This is a genomic window from Asticcacaulis sp. MM231 (assembly GCF_964186625.1).
In the GTDB taxonomy this organism is placed as follows: Bacteria; Pseudomonadota; Alphaproteobacteria; order Caulobacterales; family Caulobacteraceae; genus Asticcacaulis.
The window spans coordinates 2,618,458-2,639,366 of record NZ_OZ075108.1 but is presented as its reverse complement, the minus strand read 5'-3'; the positions used below and the strand labels follow the sequence as shown (position 1 = coordinate 2,639,366).

The 20,909-nt window shown below is 59.3% G+C and carries 19 protein-coding genes; 10 read left to right on the top strand and 9 right to left on the bottom strand.

What is annotated here, in order from left to right:
* Position 1 precedes the first annotated feature (1 nt).
* Positions 2 to 364: a hypothetical protein gene (locus tag ABQ278_RS12970; RefSeq protein ID WP_349319974.1), complete on the bottom strand. Its 363-nt coding sequence runs from the start codon at positions 362 to 364 to the stop codon at positions 2 to 4.
* A gap of 388 nt (positions 365 to 752) precedes the next feature.
* Here ABQ278_RS12970 and ABQ278_RS12965 point away from each other — a divergent pair, with 388 nt between their 5' ends.
* From ABQ278_RS12965 to ABQ278_RS12930, 8 genes are all read left to right on the top strand, one after another.
* Positions 753 to 2,534 (top strand): isoaspartyl peptidase/L-asparaginase, encoded by a 1,782-nt coding sequence (locus ABQ278_RS12965; RefSeq protein ID WP_349319973.1) that lies wholly within the window; start codon positions 753 to 755, stop codon positions 2,532 to 2,534.
* A gap of 52 nt (positions 2,535 to 2,586) precedes the next feature.
* Complete coding sequence (locus tag ABQ278_RS12960) at positions 2,587 to 2,766, top strand: Lrp/AsnC family transcriptional regulator (protein ID WP_349319972.1); 180 nt, start codon at positions 2,587 to 2,589, stop codon at positions 2,764 to 2,766.
* Positions 2,766 to 2,990: an Lrp/AsnC ligand binding domain-containing protein gene (locus tag ABQ278_RS12955; protein WP_349319971.1), complete on the top strand. Its 225-nt coding sequence runs from the start codon at positions 2,766 to 2,768 to the stop codon at positions 2,988 to 2,990. The genes ABQ278_RS12960 and ABQ278_RS12955 overlap by 1 nt, the downstream gene beginning before the upstream one ends.
* Positions 2,991 to 3,131: 141 nt before the next feature.
* Positions 3,132 to 3,764: a PepSY-associated TM helix domain-containing protein gene (locus tag ABQ278_RS12950; protein WP_349319970.1), complete on the top strand. Its 633-nt coding sequence runs from the start codon at positions 3,132 to 3,134 to the stop codon at positions 3,762 to 3,764.
* A 345-nt stretch (positions 3,765 to 4,109) separates the two neighbouring features.
* On the top strand, positions 4,110 to 4,307 hold the full coding sequence (locus tag ABQ278_RS12945; protein WP_349322166.1) for an FAD:protein FMN transferase: 198 nt from the start codon (positions 4,110 to 4,112) through the stop codon (positions 4,305 to 4,307).
* Positions 4,304 to 5,614 carry an NADPH cytochrome P450 oxidoreductase family protein gene (locus tag ABQ278_RS12940; RefSeq protein ID WP_349319969.1) on the top strand — a complete coding sequence of 437 codons (1,311 nt, stop codon included), beginning with the start codon at positions 4,304 to 4,306 and terminating at the stop codon, positions 5,612 to 5,614. The genes ABQ278_RS12945 and ABQ278_RS12940 overlap by 4 nt, the downstream gene beginning before the upstream one ends.
* Positions 5,615 to 5,725: 111 nt before the next feature.
* Positions 5,726 to 6,082 carry a hypothetical protein gene (locus tag ABQ278_RS12935; protein ID WP_349319968.1) on the top strand — a complete coding sequence of 119 codons (357 nt, stop codon included), beginning with the start codon at positions 5,726 to 5,728 and terminating at the stop codon, positions 6,080 to 6,082.
* 551 nt (positions 6,083 to 6,633) lie between these two features.
* A complete protein-coding gene (locus ABQ278_RS12930) occupies positions 6,634 to 7,443 on the top strand; it encodes a hypothetical protein (RefSeq protein WP_349319967.1) in 810 nt (269 codons plus the stop codon).
* Here ABQ278_RS12930 and ABQ278_RS12925 read toward each other — a convergent pair.
* The 3 genes from ABQ278_RS12925 to ABQ278_RS12915 all read right to left on the bottom strand — a co-directional run bounded on the left by ABQ278_RS12925 (position 7,431) and on the right by ABQ278_RS12915 (position 11,399).
* A complete protein-coding gene (locus tag ABQ278_RS12925; protein WP_349319966.1) occupies positions 7,431 to 8,141 on the bottom strand; it encodes a response regulator transcription factor in 711 nt (236 codons plus the stop codon). The genes ABQ278_RS12930 and ABQ278_RS12925 overlap by 13 nt on opposite strands.
* Positions 8,142 to 10,832: an autotransporter domain-containing protein gene (locus ABQ278_RS12920; RefSeq protein WP_349319965.1), complete on the bottom strand. Its 2,691-nt coding sequence runs from the start codon at positions 10,830 to 10,832 to the stop codon at positions 8,142 to 8,144.
* A 213-nt stretch (positions 10,833 to 11,045) separates the two neighbouring features.
* Positions 11,046 to 11,399, bottom strand: a complete 354-nt coding sequence (locus ABQ278_RS12915; RefSeq protein ID WP_349319964.1) for a hypothetical protein — start codon at positions 11,397 to 11,399, stop codon at positions 11,046 to 11,048.
* Positions 11,400 to 11,870: 471 nt separating this feature from the next.
* On the opposite strand from ABQ278_RS12915, the gene ABQ278_RS12910 reads away from it, so the two are divergent.
* Positions 11,871 to 12,908 (top strand): IS110 family transposase, encoded by a 1,038-nt coding sequence (locus tag ABQ278_RS12910; protein WP_349319963.1) that lies wholly within the window; start codon positions 11,871 to 11,873, stop codon positions 12,906 to 12,908.
* Positions 12,909 to 13,145: 237 nt separating this feature from the next.
* Here the strand turns inward: ABQ278_RS12910 and ABQ278_RS12905 are convergent, their stop codons facing one another.
* Entirely contained in the window at positions 13,146 to 13,925 is a 780-nt protein-coding gene (locus ABQ278_RS12905; RefSeq protein ID WP_349319962.1) for a methyltransferase, read from the bottom strand.
* Between the two features lie 183 nt (positions 13,926 to 14,108).
* Here ABQ278_RS12905 and ABQ278_RS12900 point away from each other — a divergent pair, with 183 nt between their 5' ends.
* The gene (locus ABQ278_RS12900) at positions 14,109 to 15,410 is read left to right on the top strand and encodes an IS701 family transposase (RefSeq protein ID WP_349319961.1); all 1,302 of its coding nucleotides are present in this window, start codon (positions 14,109 to 14,111) and stop codon (positions 15,408 to 15,410) included.
* A gap of 45 nt (positions 15,411 to 15,455) precedes the next feature.
* On the opposite strand, the gene ABQ278_RS12895 is transcribed toward ABQ278_RS12900, so the two are convergent.
* The 4 genes from ABQ278_RS12895 to ileS all read right to left on the bottom strand — a co-directional run bounded on the left by ABQ278_RS12895 (position 15,456) and on the right by ileS (position 20,765).
* Positions 15,456 to 16,535: an IS630 family transposase gene (locus ABQ278_RS12895; protein ID WP_023447558.1), complete on the bottom strand. Its 1,080-nt coding sequence runs from the start codon at positions 16,533 to 16,535 to the stop codon at positions 15,456 to 15,458.
* Positions 16,536 to 16,606: 71 nt separating this feature from the next.
* Complete coding sequence (locus ABQ278_RS12890; protein WP_349322165.1) at positions 16,607 to 17,167, bottom strand: DUF3035 domain-containing protein; 561 nt, start codon at positions 17,165 to 17,167, stop codon at positions 16,607 to 16,609.
* An 84-nt stretch (positions 17,168 to 17,251) separates the two neighbouring features.
* On the bottom strand, positions 17,252 to 17,797 hold the full coding sequence (gene lspA, locus ABQ278_RS12885) for a signal peptidase II (protein WP_349319960.1): 546 nt from the start codon (positions 17,795 to 17,797) through the stop codon (positions 17,252 to 17,254).
* On the bottom strand, positions 17,787 to 20,765 hold the full coding sequence (ileS, locus tag ABQ278_RS12880; protein WP_349319959.1) for an isoleucine--tRNA ligase: 2,979 nt from the start codon (positions 20,763 to 20,765) through the stop codon (positions 17,787 to 17,789). Before ileS ends, lspA begins: the two co-directional genes overlap by 11 nt.
* Positions 20,766 to 20,909: the final 144 nt, after the last annotated feature.

Genomic DNA, 20,909 nt, shown 5'->3' with positions numbered 1-20,909 from the left:
ATCAGTGTATGGTTAGGACCAGGCCACGCAGATCGACCTGCGCCGAACCCGGTGTCATGATGGCTCCACCGTAGGATTGCTGGCTCAGGGTTTCGCCGCTGTTTTGTGTCACCGACTTCAAGATATCCGGCACGCTGGCAAAGCCGCGGGCGCTGATATCGCTGGATGTGATCACAGTAACGGGCGCCGGACCTTCTTTTTGCGTGCGGGGAATGCGCGAACCGAGCACGGTGACAGTGGTGGGTTCGTCAGCCGCCGGTGCGGTAGCCGCATCCTGAGCTTGCGCCACGCCGTGAAGGCTGTATAGGCTGCATCCTGCCAGCAGGGTGAGCTTGCAGAAGCGGGTGAACTTCGATCTCGTCATGTCGGGAAGTCTCCTTTTACCATAGTGGCGTTCGCGGTTGCTAAATAAGGGAATTTCGCAAATATGGTTTCAAACTGTACCAATTGCGAGATAACTTGAGCAAAAGTGACATCAATGTGTCATGCATGGCAATCAAATTGTTGCCATCAGGTCAATTTGCGATCACAGTTGTGCGTATATGTTGCATTTGCGCACTAACCGCACGGAGCCCCGCATGTCCCGCCGCAATCTAGCCTCAAAACTTGCCCTGAATTCGCGCTTGTCGCCTTAAGTTTCGCTCATGCGGCGCAGGCCGCACCGTGGAAAAGCGGTCCGGGCTACAAAACCTTCGTCATCGGCGACGAAAAGAAGCCGACGCCCGATCCGGTGACGGGTGGTTTTCTCTTAAGTGGCGGCGGCGATTGGGGCCCTCGACGCCTTCCGCTGGTTTACGGCGCATTCGGGCCACGGTCATATCGTTGTGTTGCGCGCTTCAGGCACGACCGAGACCCAGGACGAGATGTACAAGACCGTCAAGGGCGTCACCTCGATCCGCACCTTCCTCTTTACCGACCGCAAAGCGTCCTATGACGCCAAGCTGCTGGAAGCAGTTAAGAATGCCGACGGTATCTTTCTGGCGGGTGGCGATCAGTCGAACTATGTCCGGATGTGGAAGGGCACACCGTTGAACGCGGCGCTCGACGCCCACATCGCGGCCAACAAGCCGATCGGCGGCACCTCGGCAGGGCTGGCTGTGCAGGGAAGCTGGCTCTACAGCGCCATGGATGGCGGCAGCATCACCTCACCCGAAGCCATGAACGATCCGATGGGGGCGGCCAACACCATTGAGGGCGACTTCCTGCATTCCGAGCTGATGAGTAACATCGTCACCGACAGCCATTTCGGCATCCGCGACCGGCTCGGCCGCCTGATCGCCTTTGTGATCAAGGCTGAAGCCCTGCGCGCCTCGCCGAACAAGCGCTACGCTCACCCGCTCGTCGGTCTCGGCATCGATGAAGAGGCGGCGATGACGGTGGAGACGGACGGCACGGCGAAAGTCTATTCCAATCTCGATGGCCATGCCTGGCTGGTGCAGCGCGGTGAGGTCAATGAGCTGGCCCTTGGTAAAAAGCTCAATGTGAAGAATGTCAGCGTCACCGGTATCGGCAAGGCCAGCACTTTCAACATCAGAACGCTGGAGGTCGGTCAGCCGTCCTTCACGCGCACCTATGATGTGACCGATGGCGTGCTGACGCAGCAAAAGCACTGGTCGCTGGCCATCCATGGCGGCGCCGGCGTGATTGATCGTGGCGACCTGACGCCGGCAAAGGACGCGACCTATCGCGCCGGTCTGGCCGAAGCGCTCAAGGCCGGTCAGGCGGTGCTCGACAAGGGTGGTTCGTCGCTCGATGCGGTCGAGGCGGCGCTGAAACCGCTGGAGGACAACCCTCTGTTCAATGCCGGCAAGGGCGCGGCCATAGCCGCCGACGGCAAGACCTATCTCGATGCGGCCATCATGGATGGTGGCACGATGAAGGCCGGTGCGGTGGCTTCGATCACCCGGACGAAGAACCCGATCATGGCGGCGCGCGCCGTCATGGACAAGACGCGTCATGTGTTTCTGGCCGGTGAGGGGGCTGACGCCTTCTCCCTGCAACAGGGGCTTGAGCAGGTCGATCCGAGCTATTTCCATACGCCGGAACGCGAGCAGATGCTCGTTGACTGGAAGAAGGATCATTCGGCGATGATCAACCCGACCCATATGTACGGCACGGTCGGCGCGGTGGCGCTGGACAGTGACGGCCATCTGGCGGCGGCCACCTCGACCGGCGGCCTGACCGGCAAGCAATGGGGCCGTATCGGTGACAGCCCGCTCATCGGCGCCGGCACCTATGCGCGTGACGGTGATTGTGCCGTTTCGGCCACTGGCACGGGTGAATATTTCATCCGCGATACGGCGGCACGTCAGGTTTGTGACCGTGTGCGCTGGAACCATCAGGCCATCGAACAGGCGGCGCAGGACACAATCATGTCGGTGGGCAGCCTCGGTGGCGACGGCGGTCTGATCGCCATGGGCGCCGACGGCAAGCCGGCCTTTGCTATCAACGACCTGGGGATGTATCGTGGGGCGATCTCTTCCGATTCTCCCGTTATCCGAACGGCGATCTATGGCGATGAAAAGCTCAAATAAATGACGACTTGCAAGCCTGCTCCCGAACTCGATCCCGACCGACCGCAAGCTGATGGCCAGTTTGCGCGAAAACTCGCGTTTGCCGGTGTCGCAACTGGCCACCATGCTCGATATTCCGCGCACTCAGGTTTATGCACGGCTGGAACGGCTGGAGGCTGAGGGCATCATCGACGGTTATACGGTGCGTCTGGGGCAGGCCTATTCCACAAATCGCGCCTACGGGCGCACGTGATGATCAAGACCCTGCCGCGGCTATGCCAGGAAGTCGAAATACGGCTGGCGGAGATTTCTGAGATCGCCGCCATTTATGCCATCAGCGGCGAGTACGACATTATCGTGCTGGTTGAAGCCGCCGACAGTATAGAGATGAACGAGCTGATCAACCGGATCGGTCTGCTCGATGGTGTGGAACGCACTACAACCTCGATCATTCTGGCGGCCAAGCTGGAGCGATAAAGCCGGCTTTTGTTGTTAAATCCCTGACCAGACCCATCTAAAGGCCACCTGTGCATGAATAAAGCACCGGAAAGCTTGTAACTGCCCATAGAGTTTGCTAGGTGAGAATGATTATCAAATACTGACGGTACGCGTTGTTCCATGCCCGGTTCTCCAACAACCTCTCCCTCCTTCTGGGGCACCTTCTGGCGTAATCAGTTGCGCCAGTGGCACTGGATCAGTTCGGCCATTTCGCTGATGGGGCTGGCGCTTTTTGCCGTCACCGGTTTCACGCTCAATCACGCCAGCCAGATCGAAGCTAAGCCGCAGATTGTTACGATAGAGAAAGACCTGACGGCCGAGGGCCTTGCCGCCATGGCGAGCGTTGCCGACAAGACACCGCTGACCTTTGCGCAAACCGCGGTAATCAAAACCGCGACCGGCGTCGATGTTGGCAAGTCCGCCCCCGATGTCGATGACGATGAAATCTATCTCGCCATGCCGCAGCCGGGCATCGACGCCACCATGACCATCGATCGTCATGACGGCCATATCGTTTATGAACGCACGGATCGCGGCGTCATTGCCGTGCTTAACGATCTGCACAAGGGCCGTCATTCCGGGGCGGTATGGTCGCTGTTCATTGACCTGATCGCCGTAGCCAGCGTCGTCTTTTCGATCACCGGCCTTGGCCTTTTGTGGCTCTATTCCAAAGGGCGCCGTATCACCTGGCCGCTGGTGGCGTTCGGTTTGCTGGCGCCCTTCATCCTCTTCCTGCTGTTTGTTCACGCCTGATGACCCCGCCGGCCTATACTCTGGATCGCCACGTGCTGATCCCCGATCTCGACGAGGCGCCGGACCTGTATCCGCAGGCGCGGCGCATGGATTTGAAGGGCAAGGCCTTCGCCACCACCTGGTCGATCGCGCTCTATGCCGATACGGCGACGGAAGGGCTTGATGTTCGCTGTCAGGCCGTGCTGGACCGCATCGATAAAGAGATGAGTCCCGATCGTATCGACTTCGACCTGACACGCTTTAATCTCGCGCCCGCTGGCACTTTTGTGAATCTGCCGGACTTCCTGCGCACTGTGGTGGGGCATGCGCTGGAGATCGCGGCCTTAAGCGCCGACCCGCTCAGATATCGTCAGCGTTACGGTATTCGATCCGCAGTGCTGGCGCGCCGACGCCCTGGCCACAGCCCTGATGGTGATGGGCGAAGAACGGGCGATCGAGTTTACCCGGCAACACGAAATTCCCTGTCTGCTGTGGGTGCGTGCCGAGACCTTGCATAACGGCCTTCGTGCTGTGCGCAGTCCGCGTCTGGAGGGCTGGCTATGATTTGGGAGACCCTAACGGACGATCCGACGCGGCTGGCATGGGCTTACGGCTCGGCGGCGGCGTTCGGACTGGTCTGTTTGTGGGCGGGGCTTAAAGGCCGAAAGCGCACGACAGCGACCAGCGACTATCTCGTGCTCTATGCGTCTCAAACCGGTCAGGCCGAAGAGATTGCGCGTAACAGCGCCAAAGCCTTGCTGGCGGGTGGGCGGGACGCTCAGGCGTTTTCGATCGCGCAGGTCACTGTGGCGCAGTTACAGGCGGCCAAAACGATTTTGTGCGTGATCTCGACCACCGGCGAAGGCGATGCGCCGGACGAAGGCCTGCGCTTTGCGCAAAGCCTGATGCAGGACAGACCTGATCTGTCTGGTCAGAGCGTGGCCGTGCTGGCGCTTGGCGACCGCAACTATGATCAGTTTTGTGCTTTTGGACGCCGGGTATTCGACTGGCTGGTGGTGTGCGGGGGAAAGGCTCAGTCCTTGATCGAGGTCGATGATCTGGACGCTGCAGCCCTGAAACGATGGGACGAACTGATCCATGCGCTCGGCGGCAAGGGAAATAGCGCCACCGAGGCCGGTGTGCCGTGGCGAATGGAGCAGCGCACCCGCCTCAATCCGCTCGGTGACAATCCTTTGTATCATCTGAGGTTCATGTCGGATCAGGTGCTGTCATGGCAGGCGGGTGATCTGATAGAGATTGTCACACCACAGGGGCATCGCCGTGATTATTCGGTGGCCAGCCTGCCGGAAGAGGGCCACCTCGATCTCTATGTCCGTGAGGTTATTAAAACGGATGGCAGTTATGGTGATGGTTCGGGTTTACTGATCCACGGGCTGCAAGCCGGCGACAGCCTGCCACTAAGGCTCAAGTCGCACCGCAACTTCCATGCGCCGGAAGGCGAGGGGCCGCTGTTGCTGATCGGCGCCGGTTCGGGACTGGCGGGCTTGCGCGCGCATATTCTGCAAGCCGCCAAAATAGGCCGGCCTGTCTGGCTGATCTATGGTGAGCGCCATCCGCTTCATGATGGTGCGCTGACGGAGGCCATGATGGTATGGCGCGAAGAGGGCACATTGCAGGGGCTCGACATCGCCTTCTCACGTCCGGATGAGGGCGAAGGCCGCTACGTTCAGGCGGTTGTGGCAGCGTCTGGTGCAGCCATCAAGGACTGGCTGGGCCATGAAGGCGGGCTTATGTGCTGCGGTGGTCTTGCCATGGGGCGCGAGGTCGAAAACGCGCTGGCCGGCATCATGGGGCAGGCCTGGGTTGATGATGCCAAGGTCTCGGGGCGCTACCGTCGCGATCTGTATTAGGCAAGGAAAAAGCCGCTCGCAGGTCTGGTGAGGCAAGATGCTTAGTCTGAAGCTACACTTTGCTGTCGGCTGTGCTAAGTAAACCTCTCAGGCACAAACCACGAGGCAGGGATGTTAAAGAGTTTTGTCACAGGGCTGTTGGTCTTATTCGCCATTCCAGCCATGGCGGCGGACCTGCCGCAGCTCAAGCTCAATCCTGACACCGGTCGTATGTATTCTGACGCCTCGCCGGAGGTGCGTCTGTTTGGCGTCAACTACCTCGGCGGCAGCTACCAGTATTTCGCTGTCTACAAAGGCAAGGGCGGAGATATCCAGCCGCTCAAACGCCCCCTGTTTCAGGATATCGGCGTCACCGATGTCAAGCGCGAGGTCATCGATCGCGATCTTGATGATCTGCAAAAGATGGGCGTCAACCTGATCCGCATCCATGTGCTGATGAGCGATATCGCCCTGCCGGAACGCTTTTAGGGACAGGAATGGGAAGGGACGGCGTTTACTTCCGACCGCAATATCATCGACCAGGAAGCGGCCTTTGTCGTCAATCTGCTGCGCCACACCAACGGCTATCTCGATGAGGGACGCGGCCGCGCCTATGGCGCCGAACCGGGTCTTGGCCTGATCGGCCTGATGAACGAGCCGCCTTACCGCACAGATCCGAAGGGCGCCTACAATCTGGGGCCTTACGATGAAGGCTATATCCGCGAAGGCCTGATCAACCGGCTGATATTTGCCGTGCGCGAAGGCGAAAAGGTGCCTGGCGGCGTGCCGCATCTGGTCGGCTGGAGCACCTGGGGTTGGGACAAGACCGAATCGGACAACGGCCAGGGGCCACGAAATCCGAATATTTTAGCCGCGATCCGCGGCAGCAAGGCGCAGTTCCTTGAGCACACAGGCTATACCAGCGAAGCCTACTGGAAAACCTATCCCTTTGCTGAAAATCCGTCCGCCGAACCGCAGTTTCGCATGTCCGGCATCGCCGGCCGGGCACGCTCGATGATCCCGGCAAGCGCAAGGCCGATGTGGTCTATGAATGGGATGCGCCGGGCACGCAGAAAGCCTATGTCTACCCGAACCTGTCGGCGCAGATGCGCTCCAATGGCGTGCAGGTGGCGGCGCAATTTCAATATGATATGGCGGTTGAGGCCGACAAGAACGTGGTGTGGCCGCGTCATTATCTCAACTGGCTCTATACGCCGGAGCGCACCGTCGCCTTTATGATCGCCGGTGAAACCTTCCGCGATGGCGCGTTGAAAGAGCCGTTCGCCGATAGCGATACTCATAGCTTCGGCCACACCACGACGTCGTTTTCCAGCGACGTGGCGATCTATAATGATGATGACACCCTGATGTACAGCCGCAGTATTCCGGCGGCTTTGGCGCCGAAGGTTTCCCCCGATCTCAAGCGCGTGGTGGGCGTGGGCACCTCATCGGTGGCGACCTATGATGGCAGCGGTCTTTATGAGTTGATGAAAGGTGAGGGCGGACGGATCGAACTGACGCTCAATCCTGATGTCGATGTGAAAACGCGGACCTACAAGATGGATGGCCGCAGCCTTCAGTCGACCGTGACCGGCGATCCCTCATGCTATTGCGGGCTCGATCCGAACAAGGTGGCCGATACGCGCACCCTGGCATCGCGAACGCACAGTTTCAGCCTGCAATGGCCGGGGGTGACGACGTTTCGGGTGACGCAGAAGACGGGGAATCTGGAAACCGAGATTGGCCATTTCCGCGCCGGCGATCCGGTGCCGGTGACGGCGGGTGAGGTGGTGGCCAGGAGCAAGCCGGTCAAGGCAGAGGCTACGGTTTATGTGTTTTATCCGGAATAGTCTTCCTTAACGCGCATTCGATACCCCTTGCCGTGGACCGTCTGGATAATATCGAACGGTGACTGTTCAAACAATTTGGCGCGCAGGCGGTTGACAAGCAGGTCGACGCCACGTGAAGGCATGGCAAGTTCGCCGTCCGACGTGAGGTGCACCTGGATATCCTGCCGCGTCAGGGTGTAACCGGCGCGATCGAGAAACAGCCGTATGACGCGGTATTCATTAGGCGACAGCCTGAGCACTGTGCCATCCTCATGCGTCAGCAGGCGGCGGGAGTTATCGAGTGTCCAGCCAAAAAAACGACTGAGGGCATGGCGCTCCGGTGCCTTATAGCGGCTGCGCAGGATGGTGCGGATGCGCGCCACCAGTTCGCGCGGATTGAACGGCTTGGCCATGAAATCGTCGGCGCCCAGTTCAAGGCCTATGATACGGTCAATGGCGTCGGCCCTATCGCTGACAATGATCAGCGGCGCCGGCGCCACCCAGGACTTGGTAGCCTGGGTGATCGACAGGTCGGTATCGTGTCGGTTAGGAAAATCAAGCACAGCCAGATGGAAGCGTCCGGCCGGGCTCTCATGATGGCGCTCGTTGAGATAGACGACATCGAGATCGAAACCGGCGTCGCAAAGCTCGGTCGCCGGAACCGGCTGGCCGCCACGGCCGGTCCGTATGAAAAGGATGCGTGCCTCCCCAGCGTCCACCTAGAACTGGAACCGTGTGCGCAGCGAGATCGAAGTGTTGGTATAGGCGTCGGTCTTCTCGTATGCGGCTTCTATGGCGAAATAGCTGTAGGGGTTATCAGCCGAGATACGGAAACCGGCCACAGGCCCGCCGCCTTCGATATTGCCGCCGCTGAGGGTGAAGGGATCGCCGCTGGCGAAACTGGCCACGGTATCGGCCAGCGTGGCCGAGATGTTCTGTTTATAGCCGAGCCATAGCTCTGGCTTGATCATTCCAGTCTTATAGCTGACATTGACTTGCGCGGTCGAGCTCAGGAGATGGCCCTCGCGCTCATCGATCGTCAGATCGAAATAATCACCGCCCCCCGATTCGGCGTGCTTGCTTTCATTCAGGCCGTAATAATCGATAAACACCTGCGGTGTGACCCCGAGCTTGCCGGAGGTAAGGTCGTAGGACGCCCCGGCGCCGGCGCTGGTCGAATAACCGTCCCACTTGGCGATGGCGGTGTGGCTGACCGTGGTGGTTAGCAGATTGCGCGTGGTTTTGAACTGGGCGTAGCCGGCACCGGCATGGGCCCAGCCCTTGAATGCGCCCGAGTTAAGGCGCCAGTAACCACCTAAGGTAATATCTGAAACCGAAGCGATTTCGTTACCGATGGCGAAGGTGTCTTTCGGCGATGACGAGGTCAGCGACATGTAGGCGCCGACCATCTGGTTGCCATAGACCTGACGTTCCCGGCCGCCGGCGAAGCTGAAGCCTGTTGAACTGAAGCCCGCCGTATCGCTATAGCCGCGCTTGGTGTTGAAGCCATATTCCTGGAGCCAGTACTGGCCGCCGTTATTGTCGGGGATAACGGTCAGGTTGCCGAGGGAGCGGTTGAGCGCTGAGGCGCCGACGGACAGACTGAGCAGGTTTTCACCCGAATAGTCCGGCAGGTATTGGTTATAGACCTGATCGAAACTGGCCTTGGTGGTCTGGCTAAGAAGAGCGCTGTCTGCACCGGAATCCTGCGCCACAATGGCCAGAATGGGCTTCAAAGCGTTATACTGGTTGTCGGAATAGCCGGCTTCTTCCTGAGTTTTGAGGCGGAAGTTGGCGTAAAGCTCAGTGCCGGCCGTATTGGTCTCCAGGTCGGCATGATAGAGATAAGGAATATAGCCGTCGAGCGTCGAGGTCGTCATGTTGCCGAGACTAAAGCTCGAAGCGGTCATCACTTTGAAGGTGGACGGTGTGATCAGGATCTTGTCGAGCGTCAGGTAGAGAAGGGCATCGTCATCAAAGACCGCTGCCCCACTATTGATAAGGATCGGTGTATCTGGATTGTCGACCCCAAGTGTCAGGGCCAGGGTACTGTCGGCGCCGACATGCAGACTGGATAGCAAAACTGAACTGCCGGCGGTCAGGCCTGCGCTGGCGCCTGAATCGATGTTCATGGCGATCTCGCCGGTCGAGGTCATCTTGCCGAGGAAAATGGCGTCATCGGTCAGAGTGAAGCTGCCGGTGCCAGCGCCGTAATCGATGTTGCCGTAGATATAGCCGCCGGAAGACGAGATCGAATCGTTACCCGAACCCAGAAGGATATTGCCGTAGATATAGGGCGCGGCGATGTCCTCATCGTCATCGCTGTCGGTCGCATTGTTATCGACCTGGGTGATGGTGACACCGGTGGTGTTGGCGCGGAGATCCATGGCGGTCGCAGTGCCGGTAATGGTCTCGGTCACATCGTCGCCGTCATCGTCGGTGGCGGTTATGGTGGCACTGATCGCGCCACTGTTGGTGATGGTGGAAAGGGTACCTGAAGCATCAATGATGGCTGTGGCGCTACCCGTAGAACCACTGGAGGAAGCGTAGATGCCGGAACTGGCAGAGACATTGACCGTCGACAGGCTGGCGCCGGAAGAGATGCTGAGCGCCGTGGCCTTGCCGACATTCGAGACGGTGTAAGACGTGATATTACCGTCATCATCTTCTGTGGTGGTGAGGTAGCGTGTGGTGGTGGCGCTGATGCTGCCGCCATTGATATCGAGTTCCGGTGTCGTGGCGCCATCGAGCAGCGAGACCGCCGTGGTGTCGCCTCCATAAGATGTGGAGGTCACTGAGCCTTCTATGCCGATTCCATTGGCGATGGTGGTGGCATAGCCGGTGCCGCCAATAACCAGGGCATTGGAGGTGATGCCCGGATGGACGCCATAAGCCCCAACGCTGCCGCGGATCAGCAGGCCATAGTTGACGGAGGGCGGATCTATGGCGGTTGAGGTATAGGTCAGGCCGCCCAGAGTGATGTCCTCGGTTGTTGAGCCGATGACAAGCGCTGGTGCGCTGCCATACTGTGCGAGGGCGGCCGTGCTTTGGTCACTGTCGGTTAGACCATCGCCGTCTTCGTCGGTATTGTCGTCATCTTCACTGGTTACAGACGAACCGAGTAAAACGCCGTTGGCGACATTGCTGGCAATGGTGACGAGCGGGCCTGCCTGCAACAGATTGTTGGCCGGAATCAGGTTGTCGTAGACATCCTGGCTGAGCGCCGAGGTCGAACTGTAGGCGTAGCCGGTATAGGTGCCATCGATCAGCAGGCTGCCGCCGAGATCGCCGGTGATCTTGATAGCCGAGGCATTTTCGCCAACGGCCGTGACTGAACCCGACAGATAGACGTTGCCGGTGACGCCCTTTTCCAGCGAGATGCCGGTCGAATTGTCACCGATCAGCGTCATGCTGCCGTCATAGGTGAAGGCGCCGTCTATATTGTTTTCGAAGCGGATTCCGTAAAGTCGTTGCCCTCGACATCGATCGCCGAGCCGCTGACGATATCTATATCGCCCACGAACGGGGATGTTCCGATGGAGTGGATACCGTATCGGCCTGTGCCCTCTGCCCACGGTGCTTCGACATAGCCATCTTCGGATTCGTCCAGGCTGGTGGTGTCCTCAGCCGTATAGTCGTCGGTGACCGTAATGTCGCCCGTAAAGGTGAGGGCAGCGGTGCGATCGACATAGTCGGTGATCAGGATGCCGGTCGAGCCCGAATTCGGATTCTGACATATCTATAGCGCCGGCGAAGCTCATGGTGTTGTTGCTGTCGACCGTAATGGCCGTACCGCTGGTCAGGGTGATCGTGCCATCGGAGGTAACGGTCAGATCGCCTGTCGTGCTGGTGACCAGCGGAGTTGTCGTCGACGAAGAGATGCTGGTTTCAGCGAGTGCCTGACCGGTGAAGGGGATAAGGCCTCCACCCAGAACGAGCCCAAGGGCGGTGGCGGTCAGAAGGCTGTTTTTGCGCATGTCGTCGGTTTTCCAATGGGTTCGCGTGCGGCGGGCAGGCGGGTGGCCGGAACATGGAAAATCAGGAGGGCGCCAATAAGTCGTCTATACGACAGTGTCGAAACGCTGCGACAAAACGGTAAGGATTTGGCAGCTTTGGGGCTGAAATGAGGCGCGGGGGTGGTACTAAGGTGTAATTGGCATGGCTCTGTAACATTGCCCAGATAAGGACGCGTGACTATCTAAGCTGACACAGGCAGTTATTAAGTCCTAAACCCAGGTGGTCATCTGAGCCGTTGCCAGCGCTTACCGGTCTTGCACTCGCGTAAATGGCCAGTTTCTGAAATAGCCCTGCATACAGGCCCTAAAGATGGGGTAACGGGCCGGCTTTAGCCAGGGCTTGCGCTTTGGTGGTCGTCCCTCAGAATGATGGTGTCATCAACCAACGGCGTCAGGTTAGTGGCCTGCGCCAAGCATCATCGAGAGACGACCATGAAATACTATGCCGGAATTGATGTGTCTTTGGAACGTTCAAGTGTATGCGTTGTCGATGCGGCGGGCAAAATTTGTCGCGAAGGCGAAGCGTTGAGCGATCCTGAATCCCTGGTCGCGTGGTTTGCGGCCTTCGGAGCTGAGCTCGAGCTCATCGGCCTTGAAGCCGGTCCGTTGTCGCAATGGCTCTATGCCGAGATGACGGCCAAAGGGTTATCCTGCGAACTGATCGAGACCCGGCATGTGCGCACGGCGTTTAAAATTATGCCGGTCAAGACCGACAAGAAGGATGCTCGCGGCATTGCTCAACTGATGCGGCTGGGCTGGTTCCGCCCTGTACATTGCAAATCTCAGCCGGCTCAGGAAGTCCGTGCGGTCTTGACCGCACGCAAGCTTCTGCAAACAAAGCTTCTAGACATCGAGAAAAGTCTTCGTGGTATTCTTCGGGGCTTTGGCCTGAAGGTCGGCGCCATATCAACCGGAGGATTCGAAGCTCGGATACTTGAACTTTGCGAAGGTCATGAGACGCTGACGCAGATCGCCAGGTCAATACTCGACGCCCGACAGGCCCTTCTGGAGCAGTTCAACCTTCTCCATCGAAAGGTTCTAGCTATGGCAAAGGCCGACCAGCGAACGTGTCGACTGATGACCATACCCGGCGTCGGCCCTCTAACCTCGCTGACTTTTGTATCTGCTATCGACCAAGCCGAGCGGTTCTCCTCGTCACGCGACATTGGTCCACACTTCGGACTGACCCCGCGAAAGTATCAGTCAGGAGAAACAGACTACACCGGCCGCATCTCAAAGACGGGGGATGCCAGCGTACGCACAGCTCTTTACGAGGCGGCGAACACAATCATGATCCGGCCCAGCAAAGCCATACGCCTGAAAGCGTGGGCGACAGCGATTGCCACGCGCTCGGGCCTGAAAAAGGCCAAGGTCGCCTTGGCCAGGAAGCTCGGCGTCATCATGCATGCCATGCTCCGCAATGGGCAGGACTTTGCGGCTACCCAAACAGAAAGGGCTGCCATGGCCTGACATATTACACCCTCAGGCCGCTCTACCATCCTCGGCCTGAGCCAGGTCCCTTCGCCGGGACGCGAGGATCGGTCAGACCGCATGTCCGCTCGCAGCCGAATAGGACTGCGACCTAAAGATTGGTCGGCCGAGCCTTTTTCCTACACCATCATGCAGCGCTCTCAGAGATGACTGCGGACAGAAGCACGAAGCCGGCGATCGGAAATGGCTCAAAAGGGATTGACTTTAAGTGGCCCGTTACAGAAGCGGACGCTTGAAAACCAGGGCCATGCGATCGGTCTTGCCGCGGACCTGCGGATCAAACACGATCTTCGTATGGTCATCGGCCGGATTAGCAAGAGTATTGCTATCCGCAACCAGCTCAAAGCCCGCCGCCTTGAAATCGGCCAGAACGCTCGCCTTTTCAATGCGATGCAGGCTATTTGTGGCGCTGGTTCCTGCGCCGGCTACGGTGGCGTGGTCGGTTACGATGACAAGGCCGCCCGGCTTGAGCGCCGACAGCAGGGCCTTGTCGAGCATCAGGGCATCGTGGCCCTTTTCATTGTAGGTGTCGTGGTAGACCGTGCCGATAAAGATGACATCGTAAGGCACAGCAGGCACGGGGATCTTGTCGAAATCGGCGGTGAGCAAATGCACATTGGGACGCGCGGCGGCCATGGCGTCACGCGCCGGCCCCATCTTGTAGCCATCGACCCAGCCCTGAGGATTCTGCAAATCAACCTGACCGGAGCACACCGCGGCTGACAGCAGCATTGAGGCGTAGCCCTGGCCGGCGCCCATATCGAGGACATGATCGCCCGGTTTGACGTGAGACAGTACAAAGCGTGTTTCACTCAGGCGGTGAGCATCGTTATCGCGCTGATGGGCGGGACGGTCGGTTTTGGCCAGCACCGCCTCGACACGGGTGTCGAGCGTGGCGCCTGGCGCACATTCGGGTGCGGTTTCGGCCATGGCGGCGCCGGATAAAGCGCCGAAGGACAGCGCCAGGGCGAGACAGAGGATACGCTGCGATACCATGGTATTTCTCCCGAAATTGATTATTGGCCAAAGAAAAAAGGCGCTCAGAAAGAACGCCTTTTTCACATATCTCACAAGTAAATTCTCGGTAACCTAGCACTACTTTGGCAGAAAATGAATTTTGAGGATTCCCCCGGCTGACATTGCGTAATTCATAGAGAGCCAGCTTTAAGGAGACTGGCGATGTCGGAACATTGGCGCGTAGATTTGGAAGATTGGTTGACGCCCTTCCTGGTGGCCTTGCGGCATAAGACCCGGATGCGGCTGTGCCCTGCCTATATTGCAGGCCTGATTGGCCCGGGTGACCGCAAGAGTGTCCAGCCGATGGCCGCCCGCGATGGCGAGTTTGGCTATGACCAACTCCATCATTTTGTCTCTGACGGCGTTTGGGAAAGTGGACCGCTTGAAGCCGTTCTCCTGAAGGAGGCCGACCGTCTGGTGGGGGATGATGCCGGTTATCTTGTCATCGATGACACGGCGCTGCCGAAAAAGGGCAGCCATTCGGTTGGCGTGGCGGCGCAATATGCTTCCTCGCTTGGCAAGACGTCCAACTGCCAGTCGCTTGTTTCGGTGACGCTGGCATCGCGCGAAGTGCCTGTGATGGTGGGCCTGCGCCTGTTCTTGCCCGAGAGTTGGACGAATGATGTCGCGCGGATGAACCGGGCTCGGGTCCCGCAAGAATGCCAGGTTGCCCTGACAAAGCCGGAGATCGCCATTGAGGAAATTGATCGTGTTATAGCCTCTGGGGCCCGGTTCGGGTGCGTGCTGGCCGATGCTGGCTATGGGTCAAGCGGGCCGTTCCGCGAGGCCCTGAGCAAGCGCGACCTGTTGTGGGCCGTCGGCATATCACGGCGTCAGAATGTGTATCAGGCAGACGTCGGCCTAATCTTCCCGGAAGCGGCAACCGGAAGGCGGCGCAAATACCATGTCCCTGACGATGTTGCTGTCTCTGCCGAAAAGATGTTGGCTGATGGGAAATGGAAGAAAGTAAGTTGGCGGCGCGGAACCAAAGGCAAGCTGAACTGCCAGTTTGCCGCTTGCCGCGTTCGGGTCGCAGATGGCCACAGGCATCGTATGAGCGACGGTCGTGTCCAAGCCATGCCTGGCGAGGAGGAGGTCTGGCTGGTCGGGGAAAGGCGTTCAACCGGAGAACAGAAATACTACCTGTCAAACCTGCCTGCCGACGCCCCCCTCAAGATGCTAGCCGCGGCTATCAAGGCAAGGTGGATCTGCGAACAGGCACATCAGCAACTCAAGGAAGAGCTTGGGCTTGATCACTTCGAAGGCAGGTCATGGACCGGTTTGCACCGACATTGTCTAATGGCGATGATCGCTTTTGCATTTCTCCAATCCCGCCGCCTCAAAGCAGCGGGACGAAAAAAAAAGAGTCGGGGGGCCACCGCCTCAGCCGACAATGCCCGCCATCCGCCAGGCCATTCTCGACCTCTTCATGCGACCGCCACCAAGGCGCTGTCCCCACTGTGACAAACGCCTCGCCGAGCCCGCCAAGAATAATATGCCAAAGTAGTGCTAGTGTTGTGACTCTAACGCCTGTCGCCCCCTGGCGACCTTTTCAAGAATGTCTGTAGCGGATTTGGTCCAAACGAAGGGCTTTGGATCGGCGTTGTGATGATCGAGATAGTCTTGAATTGCGCCTTCGAGTTCGGCGACACTCTTGAACACGCCGCAGCGGATGCGATCGCCTGTTATCAAGCCGAAAAAGCGTTCGACCTGATTGAGCCAGGACGCCGAAGTGGGGGTGAAATGCATGTGGAAGCGAGGATGTTTGGCCAGCCATGCTTTGACCGCCGGATGCTTATGGGTGGCATAGTTGTCGGCGATCAGGTGCAGGTCGAAGCCCTTGGGCGTGCTGCGGTCGATGAGTCGAAGGAATTTGAGCCATTCCTGGTGCCGATGACGTTTCATGCATTCGCCGATCACCCTGCCGGTGGCGACATCGAGGGCGGCGAACAGTGTCGTCGTGCCATGCCGCTTATAGTCGTGGGTCATCGTTCCCGCCCGCCCCTTCTTCATTGGCAGGCCCGGTTGGGTGCGGTCCAGCGCCTGGATCTGTGACTTCTCATCGACCGAGAACACCAGTGCCCGGTCCGGCGGATCAAGATAGAGACCGACGACGTCCGTCACCTTCTCGACGAACTGCTTGTCGTTCGACAGTTTGAACGTCTTGGTCAAATGGGGCTTGAGCCCATGCGCGCTCCAAATGCGCTGTACGCTGGTGTGGCTCAGACCCACCGCCTTGGCAAGCGTGCGCGCGCTCCATTGCGTGGCAGCCGGTGGCTTCTGTCGCAGCGTCATCTCGACCACACGCGCAATGACTTCGGCGCTCAACGGCGTCTTACGGCCAGGCCGGGTCGCGTCGCGCCCAAGCCCATCGACACCCTGCTCAAGATAACGATCGCGCCAGCGGTAGGCCGTCTTCTTGGTCTTGCCCAGCGTCCGCACAATCGACGCCAAACTCGCCGCGTCCGCCCACATCAGCACGATCCGCGCACGCCAAACAAGCTTCTGCGGCGTGTTCCGGTCCGCCACCCAACCTTCCAACCGCACCCGAGCCTCAGGCGACAGCAACAGCCTTTTGTCCATGTCCATCGACACAAACTCGCATATTTGCAAGATCAAGGGAATCCATCCGTTGATTCCGCAACACTAGAGGCCTTGCTTTACAGGCCGGGCAGCTTGAACTTGCGATCCGGCTTTTGCGTGATGATGATCGGCTGCGTGCCGACCAGAGCCTTGACGCGCTCGGCCTCTGCGGTGGCGTCAACCGGAGTCGACAGGTTGCCCAGGCTGGCATTAGTGGAGGCGGCCGTGGTGTCGTCCTTCTTTTTCCAGAACATCACCTTGTCGGCGAAGGAAGGCTCCTTGTACGCCAGATCACCAAATTGATCGTCTACCACATAGCGGGCCAGCGGGTCAGCCTTGTCGGCGCCCATGCGCGCGACGAGGGCGGTTTCACCGGCTGTGCGGTTGGTGGCGTCGCGCTGACCGAGCAGGGCCTGACGGGCGGCGCTGTCGGGTTGCAGTTCCTGCGGACGGGGCTCACCGGGTGCGGGCGGACGCAGGGCGTAATCGGGCGGCACGACGAGCGGCGCCTTGGTGACCACGCGGAATTCGTCGGGCACAACCTTATTCAGGCCGAGCGCGTTCTTGGTGGACGAGCAGCCTGACAAGGCTACACCCGCCAAAATCATCAAACCCGCCGCGATCTTAACCGACTTCATCATTTGCTCCAAATTCCCCATCCGACATTTTAACCATGCGGGACTGTGAAGTGATACTTGTTTTCTACATACCTGCCAAGCGCTTTACGCCTGACCGGCATCTTTGTCCTTGGTCGTCATGTCCGCGCGGATGAAATACCACACGAGCAGGGCCACCCCGATGCAGATGGCGCTATCGGCGACATTAAAGACCCACGGGAAGATATGCGTCCCAGAAAAGTCAAGAAAATCTACCACATAGCCCAGCCGCGCCCGATCGATGCCGTTACCCAGAGCGCCACCCATGATCAGACCGAGGCTCAAGGCGGCCAACGGGCTTTTCTGGTTGCGCAGGAAATCGACAATGACCGCGGCCATGCCGAACTGAAACAGCACCAAAAGCCACCTGCCAGGGCCTTCCGAAGTCAGAAGTCCGAAGCTGATGCCTTTGTTATGAACCATGGTGAAGGAAAAGAACGGCAAAATATTGACGTGCTGTATCTCCTCCAAGCGCAGGCCGAATAAAATCCATAGCTTGCTGGCCTGATCGAGCACCAGCACGACCAGCGCCAGAAGGATGCCTTGCAGGCCAAGCGGGCTGTAAAGAGGTGTGAAATGGGGGCGCAGTTTCTGCATCAGGTTATCCGGCATGGGTTTGGTCCCACAGGGCCACGGCCTCGGCGTCACGCACCGACAGGTCGGGGTAACGCGAATCCGTGCCAACCTCGGGCAGGATGCGCCACGATCTCTGGCACTTTTGCCCTTCGGCGAGCGCGAATTCGACCGCGATCATCGGCAGGCCTTCTAGCGTAAAGGCGTGGGCCGGCGGCGAATCGGTGGTGACACTCGCCTGTGACGTGCGGAACACTTCTGCGGCGTCAATGTCCTCGAAGGCCTCAAAGGCGGCGCCATCGGCGAGATAGACCCTGGGCGCAGCTTCGAGCGCCGAGCCGATCACCTTGTCACGGCGCTTGTCTTCGAGGGCTGCGGTGACGACCGAAAGAACCGTCTCGATCTTGGCCCAACGGTCGCCTTCGGCGACATTGTGCCAGACGTCCGGCGCGGCTTCGAGCACGCGGAACAGATTGGCCTTGTCGTTCGGGTTACGTGAAGACCAGGCTTCTTCCATGGTGAAGGTCATGATCGGCGCCAGCCACAGGGTGATGCGCTCGAACAGGATGTTCATGACGGTGCGGCAGGCGCGGCGTTTCAGCGACGAGGGCGCGTCGCAATAGAGGCTGTCCTTGCGGATATCGAAATAGAGCGCGGAAAGCGTCTGGATACAGAAATCGGCGACCGGGCGAACCACGGCGGCGAAATCATAGACCTCGTAGGCGGCGCGCACCTTGGCATCGAGCGAATAGACCTCATTGAGGATATAGCGCTCCAGCGACGGCAGGTCAGCGTAATCGACAGCTTCGGCCTCGCTGTAGCCGTTGAGTGCCCCCAGCAGGTAGCGCACGGTGTTGCGCAGCTTGCGATAGGCGTCAACCGTGGTCTGGATGATCTGCTTGCCGATGCGCAGGTCTTCGGAATAGTCGGCGAAGGCGACCCACAGGCGCAGGATTTCAACGCCGGATTCCTTGGCGATATCCTGCGGGGCCACGACATTGCCCTTGGACTTCGACATCTTCTCACCCTGTTCGTCGAGAACGAAACCGTGGGTCAGGACGGCGTTATAAGGCGCGCGGCCGCGCGTGCCGCAGGATTCCAGCAAGCTTGACTGGAACCAGCCGCGGTGCTGGTCGGAGCCTTCGAGATAAAGATCGGCGGGCCAGTGTGAGTCGGCACGGCCTTCGATGGTGAAGGCGTGGGTGCAGCCGGAATCGAACCAGACGTCGAGGATGTCGGTGACCTTCTCGTAGTCGTCCGGGTTATAGCCATTACCCAGGAAGTCGGCATCGGGTCGGGTGAACCACGCATCGGCGCCGCCATCAGCGATCATCTTGATGATGCGCTCGTTGACGGCTTCGTCCTTCAGAGGTTCGCCGGTCTTCTTGTCGACAAACATGGCCAGGGGGGTGCCCCAGTTGCGCTGGCGGCTGATCAGCCAGTCCGGGCGCGTCTCGACCATGCCGCCGATACGGTTGCGGCCCTGATCGGGATAGAACGCCGTGGCGGCGATGGCGGCCATCGCCTTGTCGCGCAGGGATTCTTGCGTTGCGCTACCGCTTCGCTGCTTGAGCGCGGCATCGCCATCCATGCGGATAAACCATTGCGGCGTGTTGCGGAAGATGACCGGGGCTTTCGAGCGCCAGGAATGCGGATAGGAGTGCTCGACCCGGCCGCGCGCCAGCAGATTGCCGGTCTCGATCAGCTTCGTCATGACCGCGCCATTGGCCTCGCCGAACTTGCCGGCCTTTTTGCCTTCGGTTTCCAGCACCTTCATACCGGCAAAGAGCGGCACGTGCGGATAGTAGGCGCCGTCGGGATCGACCGTATCGGGGATCGAATCGAGCGAGCGGCCCGATTTCAGCCAGACAAGGTAGTCGTCGGCGCCGTGGCCCGGCGCGGTATGGACAAAGCCGGTGCCAGCATCGTCGGTGACGTGATCGCCGGCCAGCATAGGCACGTCGAAGCCGTAGCCTTCATCGAGCGCGGCGAGTGGGTGCGACAGCTTGAGACCACCCAGGACGTCAGGCGGCACGTCGATAACCTGTTTCCAGGCGGTGGCGTTGGCGGCCTGCAGCACGCCTTCGGCCAGCTTTTCGGCAAGCACCAGCTTGTCGCCGGCCTTAACCCAAGGTGCGAAGCCGAGCTCTTCCTCGGTCTTCACGGCGGTCACTTCATAGACGAAGTAGGCGACCTTGGGATTGAAGCTGACCGCGCGGTTGGCGGGGATCGTCCATGGCGTCGTCGTCCAGATAACGACCGAGGCGTCTTTCAGATTGTCGAAGGCTTCGGTGGCTTCCGCCCAATCGCCGGTCTGGATCGGGAACCTGACCCAGATGGTGGGGCTGACATGCGGATGGTATTCGATCTCGGCATCGGCCAGCGCCGTGCGCTCAACCGGCGACCACATCACCGGCTTGGAACCGCGATAGAGCTGGTCCGACATCAGGAACTTGTGGAACTCAGACGTTACCTTGGCTTCGGTGGTGAAATCCATGGTGGCGTAACGGTTCTGCCATTCACCAAGCACGCCCAGGCGCTTGAATTCGTCGCGCTGGCTCTCGATCCATTTGGCGGCGTATTCGCGGCAGGCCTTGCGGAACTCGGCGGCGGGCACCTCGTCCTTCTTGCGGCCTTTGGCGCGGAATTCTTCTTCGATTTTCCATTCGATCGGCAGACCGTGGCAATCCCAGCCCGGCACATAATCGACATCATGGCCGGTCAGGAACTTCGAGCGCACGACAAAATCCTTGAGGATCTTGTTGAGGGCATGGCCTATGTGGATATTGCCGTTGGCGTAGGGCGGGCCGTCATGTAGCACGAACAGCGGCGCGCCGGCGGCCTGGCGTGCCTTGCGCACGGCGTGATAAAGATCGGCCTCATCCCACTTTTTCAGCATTTCAGGCTCAGCCTTTGGCAAGCCGGCGCGCATGGGAAATTCGGTTTCGGGCAGGAAGACGGTTTCGCGGTAATCGCGGGCCGCAGGGGCATTTTCGAATTCGGGCATGACTTTCAGGTCTTATAAAAAGATGTCGGTAATGGGGCAGGCATGTCTATTCCCAGCACAGGCGATCCTGCGCTGGGCCTCAAATTCGTATGATTTGCAAGCCTGACATCAACATGGTTCTGGCTTTAACAGAGCGTCCCAAAC